General features: G+C 58.8%; 12 protein-coding genes. 8 read left to right on the top strand and 4 right to left on the bottom strand.

Annotated elements, in window-relative coordinates; all coding sequences use genetic code 11:
• Positions 1-21 precede the first annotated feature (21 nt).
• Positions 22-390 (top strand): hypothetical protein, encoded by a 369-nt coding sequence (locus QRN54_RS03410; protein WP_058038451.1) that lies wholly within the window; start codon positions 22-24, stop codon positions 388-390.
• 50 nt (positions 391-440) lie between these two features.
• Here QRN54_RS03410 and QRN54_RS03405 read toward each other — a convergent pair whose 3' ends face one another.
• Both QRN54_RS03405 and QRN54_RS03400 read right to left on the bottom strand, forming a co-directional pair.
• On the bottom strand, positions 441-1,145 hold the full coding sequence (locus QRN54_RS03405; protein WP_285181583.1) for an SDR family NAD(P)-dependent oxidoreductase: 705 nt from the start codon (positions 1,143-1,145) through the stop codon (positions 441-443).
• Positions 1,146-1,202: 57 nt separating this feature from the next.
• The gene (locus QRN54_RS03400) at positions 1,203-1,973 is read right to left on the bottom strand and encodes a Rossmann-fold NAD(P)-binding domain-containing protein (RefSeq protein ID WP_285181582.1); all 771 of its coding nucleotides are present in this window, start codon (positions 1,971-1,973) and stop codon (positions 1,203-1,205) included.
• Positions 1,974-2,136: 163 nt separating this feature from the next.
• Between QRN54_RS03400 and QRN54_RS03395 the strand changes: the two genes are divergently transcribed.
• From QRN54_RS03395 to QRN54_RS03365, 7 genes are all read left to right on the top strand, one after another.
• On the top strand, positions 2,137-3,045 hold the full coding sequence (locus QRN54_RS03395; RefSeq protein ID WP_285181581.1) for a helix-turn-helix transcriptional regulator: 909 nt from the start codon (positions 2,137-2,139) through the stop codon (positions 3,043-3,045).
• A 225-nt stretch (positions 3,046-3,270) separates the two neighbouring features.
• Positions 3,271-3,918 (top strand): TetR/AcrR family transcriptional regulator, encoded by a 648-nt coding sequence (locus QRN54_RS03390; RefSeq protein ID WP_165638483.1) that lies wholly within the window; start codon positions 3,271-3,273, stop codon positions 3,916-3,918.
• Positions 3,919-4,150: 232 nt separating this feature from the next.
• Positions 4,151-5,437, top strand: coding sequence for an alpha/beta hydrolase (locus QRN54_RS03385; RefSeq protein ID WP_285181580.1), 1,287 nt, complete (start codon positions 4,151-4,153; stop codon positions 5,435-5,437).
• A gap of 69 nt (positions 5,438-5,506) precedes the next feature.
• A complete protein-coding gene (locus tag QRN54_RS03380; protein WP_007735651.1) occupies positions 5,507-6,199 on the top strand; it encodes an alpha/beta hydrolase in 693 nt (230 codons plus the stop codon).
• A 782-nt stretch (positions 6,200-6,981) separates the two neighbouring features.
• Positions 6,982-7,809 carry an alpha/beta hydrolase gene (locus QRN54_RS03375; RefSeq protein ID WP_285181579.1) on the top strand — a complete coding sequence of 276 codons (828 nt, stop codon included), beginning with the start codon at positions 6,982-6,984 and terminating at the stop codon, positions 7,807-7,809.
• A 49-nt stretch (positions 7,810-7,858) separates the two neighbouring features.
• Positions 7,859-8,254, top strand: coding sequence for a RidA family protein (locus QRN54_RS03370; protein WP_003943219.1), 396 nt, complete (start codon positions 7,859-7,861; stop codon positions 8,252-8,254).
• 67 nt (positions 8,255-8,321) lie between these two features.
• On the top strand, positions 8,322-9,098 hold the full coding sequence (locus QRN54_RS03365) for an alpha/beta fold hydrolase (protein ID WP_285181577.1): 777 nt from the start codon (positions 8,322-8,324) through the stop codon (positions 9,096-9,098).
• Between the two features lie 34 nt (positions 9,099-9,132).
• Here QRN54_RS03365 and QRN54_RS03360 read toward each other — a convergent pair whose 3' ends face one another.
• Both QRN54_RS03360 and QRN54_RS03355 read right to left on the bottom strand, forming a co-directional pair.
• Positions 9,133-10,356 (bottom strand): TetR/AcrR family transcriptional regulator, encoded by a 1,224-nt coding sequence (locus tag QRN54_RS03360; protein WP_238565268.1) that lies wholly within the window; start codon positions 10,354-10,356, stop codon positions 9,133-9,135.
• A 127-nt stretch (positions 10,357-10,483) separates the two neighbouring features.
• Complete coding sequence (locus QRN54_RS03355; RefSeq protein WP_372510007.1) at positions 10,484-11,854, bottom strand: MFS transporter; 1,371 nt, start codon at positions 11,852-11,854, stop codon at positions 10,484-10,486.
• Positions 11,855-12,262: the final 408 nt, after the last annotated feature.

Below are 12,262 nucleotides of genomic sequence, written 5' to 3'. Positions count from 1 at the left end.
CGATGTACAGGAGCCGGTGTGATGACCGACAGTTCTGACGCGTCAGATGTAATTCAGCGTCGAGAGCGAAAGATCAACAGGCGAACCCTGACGTACGGCTTGTCAGTCGTTCTGGCTACCGCGGTTTTGGTTATCGCGATCGTGTGGTTGGGCTCCCGGCGGGGCGAATGCTTCGGTACCGACACCTTGCTGTGCTCACAGAAGGATCGCCGACTGGCGGTCTTCGTCCCGAGCCTGATGTTGCTGCTCGGGACCGTGGGTGCGTTCTTGCGAGCCTCCCTGCGATTGCACCGCCTGCGGCGCCTCTACATTCGGCCGTACATGGCGTGGGCCTTGGCGGGCCTCACCCTGACGTATCTGACCGGAGCTTACTTCTTGATCGGGGTTTAGATTCTCTGAATACGTCTGTTCAGCAACCAGATTGAGTCGACAGCCGCAAATCAGAATCGCGGATCGTCGATCGCACTGAGGACTACTTCCCGCACTGACGTCGAAGACGACAAACTCGAGATCGAGCGCACCGTATCCACAACGTCATGTACCGGGACCAGAGATCCCTCTCCCCTGGCGGCAGCGACGTCTCGGGGCACGTCGAGTCCGTCTTCTGTATTGAGATATCCGAGATGAAGGACAGTCACTGCGAGTCTGTCCTTCCGGTAGCCCTCTCTCAACGCGTCGGCAATGCCGTTGATCGCGAACTTCGATGCACCGAACGCAACCTCCGGCCTACCGCTTCGCGGGAGTCCCGAGGTGGACCCGGTCAAGATGATCCGAGGTCGAGGACGGCCGATCATTCTCGGGATCAGGCGCTTGAGCAGGAGAATTGTGGCCGTGATGTTGGCGTTGATCATTTCGAGCATTTCCATGTCCGATTGTTCTGCGAATGCATAGTCAGTGGTGAAGGCGTCCCCTTCCCAAATCCCGACGTTGCAAATCAGGGTGTCTACACCTCCGACAAGCTCCTGATCGATCGAGTTCGCCGCCGTAACAGGGTCGGTCAGGTCTACTTCGATCCACTCGGAGACGTCGAACCCGTCAGGGCGCCGCCGAGAGATGCCGAGAACTTCGTGGCCGTCGCTCCTCAGTCCCTCGATCAAAGCACGACCGAGACCTCGGCTCGCACCGACAACAACCGCCCTCGCCACAATTACACCCTTCGTCGCTCGCTCATTCCATCCTAACGATCCGGTGGTCGCCGATAGTCAGGTCGTCACGTTCGAGTGATCGCGAAAAGTGTCGAAGAGTGTACGTGGCTCCCTCCCGAGCACCTCGTGCACACCGTTGGAAATGTAATCGTCACGACCTTTGGATATCGCAACGAACAGGTTTGTCAGCGACTGCACGAAAGATTCAGGAATTCCCATACGGGTTGCGTCGGATTTCCATTCGAGAACGGAGATCGATTCGAATCTCCCCGCATCCGTGCCAGTTACATCAGCGAGGACCCGGAGGGCTTCCTCGAACGAGTAGGACTTCGGACCCGTCAGCGGCAAAGGACCGCTCGGCGAAGGGTCGTCCATCGAAAGGATGGAGGAGGCCACTTCTGCGATGTCTCGGTAATCGATGAACGGCTCCGAACCGGTTCCCGCCGGGAGCCTCAATGTGCCGGTGGCCTGAAGTTGTCCCGCGAACATACCCGTCGTGAAATTCTGCGCGAACCAACTCGGTTGAAGGAAAGTGCTCTTCACCGCCGACTGGGCAAACGCGAATTCGGCCCCGACAGCTATGCCGTCACCACTGACGGATGGGTTTCGAGCGGTCAGAACAACTGCGTGCTCCACGCCGCAATTCTCCAAAAGGTCTACGAAGGCAACAAAATCCACCACTCTTTCGGGCAGCACCACGTACGCGCGCGAGACGCCTTCGACTGCTTGCCGCCACGTGTCCTGCCTGAACCAGTCGAAGGGCGTGGACCGAGACGAACGGGAGGCTCGCCGTACCGCGTGTCCTTCGCTCTCCAGTGAATCCGCCACTATCCGACCAGTTTGGCCAGTACTTCCGAGTACCAAAATCTCTCTACTTTTTGCCATGGTTGAACGCTAGTTTCGTCGTCGGTCAGCGCACCATGCTCGAGGGTTCAGGATCCATGTGATTGCGTTTCGCCCCTCCAACTCTCCATTTGCCTAGTATCAGGAGATGCTCAGTCCCGTAGACAGCGCACTCTCGGCATTTCGTATCGTGAGCTTCGATATCGCGAACACCGGCATCGCCAACACCGGCATCGAGGACTTCGATGCGTCTGCAGAGTCGTCGACATTCGAGGTGCGATTCTCCCGAAAGTTCCTTATTTTCAGCAATACTGAACTATCACTCGAGATAACATCTACCACTTCACGCGGAGAAGTTACAGCGCTCCACGCTGGTGAGGTCGGCATCCTGTGCCTGCCCGCTGACCGTGACTTTCGCCTGTCCGAACCACATCGCGATTCGGATCGAACGGAAAGGTCCAGCCACCCACCCGTCCTCGTATTCTCCTTCGAGTCGGCAGGAAATCTGTATTCGATTCTGGAGCATCATCTTCCGAATCTTTTGACGTCGAGAACCTCAGAGGTGAGCTCGGTATCCCATGTCCTGCAGTCGCTTGCCCGGGAACACGACAACTGGGCCGATGGGAAAGGATTCCCATCCACGGCGGTCAGACTCCTCGAATCGATTGTCTGCCTGATGCTCGCGGAGTGGTCTGCCGGTTGGAATGTGGGGAACCTGTCGCACGATCCCCGTCAATCGATCAGTGCCGTATTGCGCGAGGTCTACTCGAATCCCGGGAAGAAATGGACCCTGCCGGCGATGAGCGCCATTGCCGGCATGTCGCGATCCATGTTCGTCTCTGAATTCAAAAGTTCCGTCGGTGAACCCCCGATGCAACATCTACGCCGGTGGAGGCTGGCCTTGGTCGCGGATTCGCTGATCGCCGATCCATCGCTCACATTGGATCGTTTGGCAAAGAAGACCGGATATTCGGATGCGTTCAATCTCAGTACCGCGTTCAAGACGCATTACGGGGTGTCACCTTCTCAGTACCCCTCTCGAGCTCGAACCGAATAATCCCTACCTGCACATCACCCGTTTCGAGTGAGTAGCGATGCGCCGGGAGCAGCCAGGCTGTGGGGAGCGTCAACGCGCCCGAATGGTCTCACGATGCCGCCGAACTGACGCCGAAGTTATTCGCTCGAGAGCGACGTCGTCCTCGCGAATTGCGCTTCCGACTTGAAGGCCGTCTACGCCTGAGGCTCAGCGTAGCCCGCCGAGTCGGGCGACTATCATGGACGCGTGCAGGAGGTGAGCGACGAGACTCGAAACTACGGCGGTCGACCGGTATCGGCTCGGCGTGCCGAAAGGCGGCTGCAGTTCATTTGGGCTGCGCTGGAAGTCTTCTCGGACAAGGGCTACGCCTCGAGTTCGGTCGCGGACATCTGTACCACTGCGAGCCTTGCACGACGACAGTTCTACGACGAGTTCGACAGCCGCGAAGATCTGTTGATCGCACTGTACGACCAGATCCAAAGCGATGCGCGGGACGCGATGCTGACTGCGATCGCTGACGAAAAGCCCGACACACTAGCCGATCTCGCAGAGACGGCGATGACAGCGTTCGTCGAGTCGATCGGCAGCGATCCTCGGCGAGCTCAGATCTCGTACGTAGACATCGTCGGGGTCAGCCTGCGAGTGGAAGCACATCGAGTAGAGCGCCGCACAGAATGGGCCGTGTTCTTCAAAACGACAGTTCAAAATGCCGTGGGTGAGGATTTCGTTCCCCCCGGAGGATACGAAATGGCGTCGACAGCATTCATCGGCGCACTCATAGCTCTCGTGCATCAGTGGAGCACTACGCCCACCCGCCCGCCCGTCGACGGTCTTGTCAAAGTCATGTCCACGATTCTGAGCGCTCTGATCGGCACCGACACCTCGTCCAGCTGATTCGACCGCGGCGCGCCACACGCTGCAGCGTCTTCCTCGGAACCCTTCTGCCTTCCGGCCCTTCTCCCGCAGGCCGGAATCTTCCTCAGCGGCGGCGCGCGGTGCGGGGCCCCATACAGACTCCAACTGTGGCGAACACCGATGCGAGACGACCATTGCGAGTCCCGTCACATGTGCGCTACCTTGAGGGAAAGTTAGACAACAATGTCTTACACGGAAGATCTGAGAAGAAATGCACAAAGCTGCGCTGCTCCGTCTCACGACAGTGGGCTTCCTCGCTGTCGGAGCATTTTCCATGAATCTCGCTCTTGCACAAGCGGAATCGCAAGATTTCTATCAACCACCCACGACATTGCCGGCAGGGGAGGGCACGATGATCAAGTCCGAGCCTACCCCTCTGCTCGGTCAGCTACCCGGCATCCCTGGCACTTGGCCGGGCAATGGCGAGAAGATCATGTACACCTCCACTCTCGTGGACGGAACTCCCGTGGCCACCACGGGCGCAGCCATCACGCCGGCGTTTCCCTGGCGCGGGCCCGGTGAACGACCTACCGTGGTCGTCGCTCCGGGTACGTTCGGCCAGGGCGATCAATGCGCCGGTTCGAAGAACCTTGCGTGGGCCTTCAATATTCAGATCAGCCCTCAGTTGAGCTTGCCCGTCAACTACAACGTCGCCGACGCCGGCTTGCTGCTCACCGCAGGGTTTCGAGTAGTCATGCCCGACTACATCGGACTTGGCACTCCCGGGATTCACACCTACGTCAACAGGGTCGAGCAGGGCAACGCCGTCGTCGATGCCGCGCGCGCCTCGAATCAACTGTGGAATCTGCCTGACTCCACGCCGATCGCGTTCTGGGGCTACTCCCAGGGCGGCGGGGCGAGCGCATCCGCTGCAGAAATCGTCGGCGAGCGGGCACCAGAGCTGAACATGCTCGGTACCTACGCGGGGGCAGCCGATCCCGATCTGCGCGAAGTTCTCCGCAAGGCAGACGGGTCACTACTCACCGGAGCGATCGGGTACACCCTAAACAGCCTGATGGCGAGATACCCCGAGCTAGGTCCGATCTTCGACAAGCGGCTCAACGAGGAGGGAAAACAATGGCTTACGACCAGTGCGACGCAATGCGTGCCGGATACCGGGCTGACATCGTTGGGTACTCGTAGTACCGATTACACCGTCGACGGAAAATCCTTCTCTCAGATCCTCTCCGAAGAGCCGGAACTCGCGGCAGTAGTCGACGATCAACAGATCGGACGCACGACCCCCTCTGCCCCGGTATACCTGCACACGTCCACCAACGACGACATCGTTCCCGCTGATTCCGTTGCAGCACTGAGAGACAGATGGTGCGCATTGGGAGCGGAAGTCGAATACACACAAGACGACATCACGCCGCCATTACTACCGGGGTCAACTCTCAGCCATGATTTCGGAACGGCGACCGGAATGCCGCTAGCGGCAAAGTTCCTGTGGGACCGAATCAACAAGGCACCGGTCAACTCAGCGTGCAGTGCCTGACGGGCTGACCGAGAACGCCGATGGCCTGGCCACTGCCGAAAACAAGGAACACCAACCGAAGGGAACGGCATGACTGACGTAACTGTTGTTTTGGTACACGGTTTTTGGGGCGGCGCGGCCCACTGGGGCAAAGTCATCGTCGATTTGCACGCCAGGGGATATTCGAATCTCCGCGCCGTCGAACTGCCTCTGACATCACTCGCTGACGATGCCGAACGCACGCGCAAGATGGTCGAGCAGATTCAAGGCCCTGTTCTGCTGGTCGGTCACTCCTATGGCGGTGCAGTCATCACCGAAATGGGGGACCTCCCCAACGTCGTCGGGCTGGTGTACATCGCAGCGTTTGCACCCGATGCCGGCGAAAGCCCGGGCGGTATCACCCAACAGAACCCACCCGCCGCTGCCGCAAATCTGACACCGGACTCCGACGGATACCTGTGGATCATTCAGGAAAAGTATCGCGAAAGCTTCTGTCAGGATCTCGACGTCAATGACTCACTGATCATGGCAGTTACCCAAAAAGCACCATTGGCAAGTACTTTCGGTGACGCGGTTACTGCACCGGCGTGGAAGGTCAAGCCGAGCTGGTACCAGGTCTCCAGTGAAGATCGAATGATCCATCCCGACAACGAGCGCATGATGGCTGGGCGGATGAACCCCCGCAAACTCGTCGAGCTGCCAGCTGGGCACGCATCCTTGGCGTCGCAGCCGTCAGCGGTAACCGACTTGATCGTCGACGCGCTCAGCGACATTCAAGTCTGACAACCCGATCACTCATCCCCCGAGCGGCAGGTCCCGGCCCGCTCGGGGGTATCGGACCGAACCGGTACGCCACACGGAGAGCAGAGAATTGCTGAGCGAGCATGGATACAGCGTTTTCTGCATCAGATTGAACGCTCTTTTCGCAACCCGCCAACCTGGATTGACCAATGCACGAGTCTGCGACGCACTTCGCCAGCAGGGGTATCGCATATCGACGCCCTACCTTTCTCAACTTCGCACCGGGGTTCGCCGCGCCCCGTCAGCGACTGTGATGCATGGCCTCGCACAGTTCTTCGGTGTCACAACCAGCCACTTCTTCGACAGCCGAGGCGATTCAGGAACTGAAGACTCGCGACACTCGGATGCCTTGCTCATTGCCCAGTTGTCGGATGAACCGGTGAAGCATCTTCTCGGACTGACAAACGCTTTGTCGTTTGATTCCCAGGAGATGCTGATTTCGTTAGTTGATCGGTTACGGGGATCCGACAGACTGGCGAGCCGCAAGTCAAGATCGCAGTGAATGTCGACTCTGCAGCGTCCAAGCCCACGCATCGATAGGCCCCCGCCCAGGCAGGCAAGGCAAGGCAAGCGAACGCAAGGACATGTTTCGTGGTCTGACCAACATGTTCAGCAGGTGTGTAGATCGGCAGGCTAGGTGGATGACCTCTCCCATGCCCTTCGGGGCCCTGACGGCCCCGAACAGCGCAACTCGAACGCACAGCAGAATGTCGCATGCTTCCGAGCGAGGTGTAGCCGGCGAGCCGTCGAGGATTCACTCGCGAGTGAATCGGCGCACGCTGTTCGCAGGGGCGGCGGCACTCGCAGCCGCAGTCACACCCGCTGCCCCTGCAACTGCTACCGCAGTCACCGGCGTCTCTTCAGCTTCCCCCGCGCGACCGGACTACCTTCTCGTTCACGGTGGCAGCCATGGAGGTTGGTGTTGGCGCAAACTCGCGCCGATGTTGCAACGCGGCGAAAACCGAGTGATCACTCCGACGATCACCGGCGTAGGTGACCGATCCCATCTCCTCCATGCAGAGTTGAGCTACGACGCCGCTGTCAACGACATCATTCGGACGATTGAAGCAGAGGAGCTCACAGACTTCGTACTGGTCGGCCACAGCATCGGTGGTGCTTACATAACCTCGGTGGCTGACCGGATGCCTGAGAAGATCCGTCGATTGGTCTACCTCGACGCTGTCGTCATCGAAAACGGTGAGACAGTGCTGTCCACAATGCCACTCGGCAGTCAGGAGGTACTCCGAACGCTTGTCGCTGCCACCGGCGGGCACGCTGTACCCGCCCCGACAGATCCCACGATGTTCGGTCTCACCGATCGAAATGACATCGATTGGGCGAAAAGGCAACTCACTGCGCACCCATGGTCGACCTGGAGTGACACAGTCACTCTCACCGGTCCGGCTGGAGCTGGACTTCCACGGCACTACATCGACTTCACCGAGCCCGCCTTCCCCGACATCCAAGCGTCGAAGCAGCGGGTGCTGAACAACTCGCGCGAGTGGCAACTCGATCGGATCAACACCGGGCACGACGGGATGATCTCCGCTCCCCGAGCAGTCGCCAAGCAGATATTGTCCTACGACCGCTGACTCGATCAGCGGCGAAACTATCGACGATTCAGATTGGACGCCACTCGAAATGCAGCGCGAAAACATTGCTCCACAACTCATTACGGGTAGGTTCGGATACAACGCCGCGGTCAGAATCAGCGCACCTTCGGAGTTTCTCTTCGTATCGGGGCATGAGGGACGAGGCAGCGTGGACACACGCGGAGGCGTCGGCGACTTCAGAGCCCAAGTTGCAACGACTTTTGTCAACATCGACCGCACCCTCGAAGTTGCGGGCTTCAGTTTCAGAGACGTAGTACAGATCCGCATCTTTGTCAGAGACATAGCTGCTGCAACCTCGAACTACGATGTTGTTCTCGATGCCCTCGAAACCTACCAATGCTCACCAGCCAGCTTGATGGCTGAGACTACCGGGCTGTCCGACCCGGCAATGCTGGTCGAGATCGAAGCTGTGGCAGTCCGCTAGGGCACCTCGAACGAAATTGACGGATATCTCCAATTCCGCAGAGCGGTACTCATATTCGATCTCACGGATGAATTTCTTTTCGGCAAGCGAACGTAATGGAGGAATAGTCGTGGCGCAGCAATACACTTTCGTTCTCGTGCATGGAGCTTGGCATACCGGGGAGCACTGGGCACCAGTGGCGAAACACCTGCTTGCAGTCGGCCATCGCGTGTACACGCCCACGGTCTCGGGGTTCGGGGTATCACAGATGAGTGTCCGACACGCGGACGGTGTCGAGTCGATCGTTCGGTACATCACCGAGCGAGACATCACGGATTTCATTCTGGTGGGACACAGCTTCGGCGGCACGGTCATTTCCAAGGTCGCAGAGGTATTTCCTGACCGCATTCGACGACTTGTGTATTGGAACGCCTTTGTTCCAGCGAATGGCAACAGCATCAACGACGAGTCCCCTGCTCACTATCGAGAGATGGTGCGCGAAGGAGCGGTGGATGGAATGTTCTCCTTGCCTTGGAACGTGTGGCGAGAAGCGTTCTTGAACGACGCCGATCACGAGACAGCCATGAGCGCCTACGAGTCTCTATGTCCGACACCGGTCACTATGTTGGAAGACAAACTTGATCTCACGAAGTTCTACGAACTCGTCAACTCCGGGACGATGAGGACTTCCTACCTGAACTGCACGGAAGACACCGCAATGCCCCACGGCGAGTTCGCTTGGCATCCACGATTTTCGAGCAGACTCGGCCTGTGCAGGATCGTTCAGATGGCAGGAAGCCACGAAGCGATTTTCACTACACCAGCGACCCTCGCCGAGAAGCTGGTCGAAGCCGGGCGCGACTGACTCGTTCTGTGGGTGCCGATGTGCCGCTCCGAGACTACGGAGTGGCACCAACGCCGGCGTCCACCAATGACGCAGCGGGATCCGAAGTCTCCGTCATCAAAGCGATGCATATTTCTGTCAGTCGGTCTGCGAGGTCCGCACGGCGCCGAACGCTTCCGATACGGATAGCGTTGCCGATCAACGTCATTGCTGCACTCACGGTGAACTTCGCCTCGGTGGCATCCAAGCCGGGGCGAACTTCACTGAGCGCTCTAACCCACAGCTCCAGGTAGTCCCGCTGAGCTTGGACACATGCCTTTCGGGTGTTGTCGGGAAGCTCGGCGAGTTCCGTCGCCATCAAACCGATGAGGTGTCCGTCTTCCAGGGCAAACGCGATATGAACACCCAAGAGAATGTCGAGCGTCTGGCTCGAATCGCCTACTTGCGACAGGGCCTGCCTCACGGCAAGGTCACGTCGGTCGAAACCACGGGTGATTGCCGTGGACAGAATGTCGAGCTTTGTATCGAAATGGTTGTACACGTTCTGGCCTGTCGTCCCGCAGGCCGCGCCGATGTCCTCGTTGCTCACCGTTCGATACCCGCGTTCGTCGAACAGTTGAATCGCCGCAGTCAGTAGTTGTTCGCGTCGCGAAACGGGTATGGAGATGACCTCTGTGCGCGCAGCGGGAACGTCGGGGTCCGCAGACCCGATGGGGGACAGGGAAACACGCGCCGAAAGGTCGAACAGCAGTGCCTCCATCTGGCGGGGAGGCATCGAGATTCGGTGACTTGACGAACTGCTGAACACTGCAAGGATCGAGTACGCCAGCAGCCGACTGTCGGAGTCGGAAAGGTCAGACCTGTGCGCTTGCACCAGCTCCGAGATGCGAGAGGTACTGAACCGCAACTTCTTACGCAGCATCTCTCGTTGGTCGTCGTCCAGATACCTGGCTTCACGCTGCCACAACAGCGGCAGCCCGCGGCGCTCGACCGACGTTGCCGACAGCGTTGTCAGCAACGTGTACAGATCCGTTGCACCGCCGACAGATTCATTGAGAGACTCGATCCCGGCCAGAACCGCGTGATAGAGCAGGCTGTTCTTGTTTCGATAATGGCGATAGAGCGCGGACGTCGTGATGTCCACACGAGCGGTGACATCCGAAACAGAAATGTTGTGATACCCGTGCTCCCGGAACAGCTCGCTTGCTGCTGTCAATATCTGTTGCTTACGGTCGCGGGGTCGACGGACGGCAGTCATCGGTTCCCTTTCACGTGGCACGCCGCCATCCTATCGTCGATTCGGTCATTGCGTCAGATTCACAAAGCGAGTGTACTCGCATGAAGACGACTCATAACCAGAAAAGTCCAGTTACCTACTATTCTGCACACTCGGGAACCTCAGGTAGCTACTTTCGACTCGTAGCTTTCCAGACGATCTCCTTGTCACGCTCGGGGTTGGCGAAAATCAAGGTTCCGAACGCAAACAGGACCGCAACCAATCCGAAGGCCTGGAACGCAGTGGCATAGCCCGCAGCCGGAGTATCGGCAGCGTCGACGATCCGCCCGGTCACGTAAGGGCCGATCAAACCCCCGATTCCCATCATTGCCATGAAAACTCCGAGCGTTCCGGCTGTCTGCCGGGGCGGACATATTTCGGAGATCGTGGCGATGATCAGCGGATAGCCGGACGCGAGGAACCCGTATCCGACCGAGACGATCGCGACCGCCAGCGCGGGGGCCGACACGTAGGGCAGGAACACCATGATCATTCCGCTGACGAGCACACCCACCGAGGGAACGATTATTCGAATCAGGCGGGACGTGGCGCCGCGAGAAGTCAGACGATCTCCGGAAGAGGAGAGGATCAACATCAAGATCAGGCCCGCAATGCTGGGGAATGCGAACATCGAACCAGCCTGCAGTCGGCTGTATCCCAGGCCCACTTCGAAGTACGACGGAAGCCAGGTCAGCACAACCGCGACGATGGCGTATATCGCCATCACCAGCATTGTGCAGCTGATGAACGTCCGCGTTCGGAAGATGCGTATCCACGGCACCGCCGGCTCGTCGGTCTCGGCTGCACCGGCTCCCGCCTCTTCTCGTCGCTTTCCACTACGGATATAGGGACCCTGCGACCACAGGGGCAGCCAGAGCACGCACCACAACACGCCGAGCACCGCCATGCAAACCACGGCCGCACGCCACCCCCACGTGACCGTCACGAAGGCAAGCGCGGGAGCCACGGCAATCTTCGCCAGCGAGGCCGACCCGGCGAGAAGCGCACCTGGAAGTCCACGTTTCGCCGGCGGATGCCAGGAGAACGCGGCGGTGTGCGTCAGGGGCCCGCTCGGCCCCTCAGCCAAACCCAACAGCATCCGACTGACCACCAGCACAGCAAAACTCGCCGTGATGACCATCGGGAGCATTGCCGCCGACCAGAGCAAGGCCAACACCGCCAGCGCCCATCTCAGTGTCGTTATTCGGGCAATCGCTCCGGAAAAGAAACCGCCGATCGTGAAGGTGAGGAAGAACAAGCTACCCACGAGACCGATCTGGGATGCTGTCAACCCCAACTCCTTGGACAACGGTTGGGCAATGATGCCCAAAACCGCTTTGTCGCCCCAGTTGATGACGGTCAGGAAGACCAGCAGCGAGGTCAAACCCCAAGCACGGCGACGTGATTCGGGCGGTGCGGGCACTGCTGTCCCCGAAGATGCTTGTTGGTGTGTTGCCACTTGACGAGGCGTTGCCTTGGGTGTGGTCCGGGGTGTTGTCACTGTCGGATCCTTCGAGGAGACGGTTTGATCAACGGGCACTGCCAACGCAGTGCAGGGGCAGACTTGTCGCTTGGTTTGGTGACACTTCGAGTTCACATCGATGTTTGGAATCGAGATCCATCACGCTCTTCTTCCGCAGAGAAGACACGTCAGTTGGCCATTCCTTGAGAGAAAACCACCGAATAGCACTGCCAGATAAGCAGAAACAGACAGTTCGATGCCCGCCTCCCTCAGGTCGAAATTTTCCGTTCAGCCATCCGTGCGCGGGCATTTCTCATGCAATGTCGCTTCAGGGAATTACTTGGGATTCACTTTGAGCTATTTTCCCTACTGTGTCAAGGGTCACTTCGAACTACCGACGACACTGGTGACCTTGCCGAAAGGCCAGTTCCCTCGAAACCCAACCGC

This window comes from Rhodococcus sp. MEB032 (assembly GCF_030208925.1).
GTDB lineage: Bacteria > Actinomycetota > Actinomycetes > Mycobacteriales > Mycobacteriaceae > Rhodococcus_F > Rhodococcus_F qingshengii.
The sequence above is the reverse complement of the archived record's forward strand: the minus strand, read 5'-3'. Positions and strand labels throughout refer to the sequence as shown.

Coding starts and splice junctions, on each gene's coding strand:
- QRN54_RS03410 (WP_058038451.1), top strand. CDS start 22: ATGACCGACAGTTCTGACGCGTCAGATGTAATTCAGCGTCGAGAGCGA.
- QRN54_RS03395 (WP_285181581.1), top strand. CDS start 2,137: ATGCTCAGTCCCGTAGACAGCGCACTCTCGGCATTTCGTATCGTGAGC.
- QRN54_RS03385 (WP_285181580.1), top strand. CDS start 4,151: ATGCACAAAGCTGCGCTGCTCCGTCTCACGACAGTGGGCTTCCTCGCT.
- QRN54_RS03380 (WP_007735651.1), top strand. CDS start 5,507: ATGACTGACGTAACTGTTGTTTTGGTACACGGTTTTTGGGGCGGCGCG.
- QRN54_RS03370 (WP_003943219.1), top strand. CDS start 7,859: ATGCAGCGCGAAAACATTGCTCCACAACTCATTACGGGTAGGTTCGGA.
- QRN54_RS03365 (WP_285181577.1), top strand. CDS start 8,322: ATGAATTTCTTTTCGGCAAGCGAACGTAATGGAGGAATAGTCGTGGCG.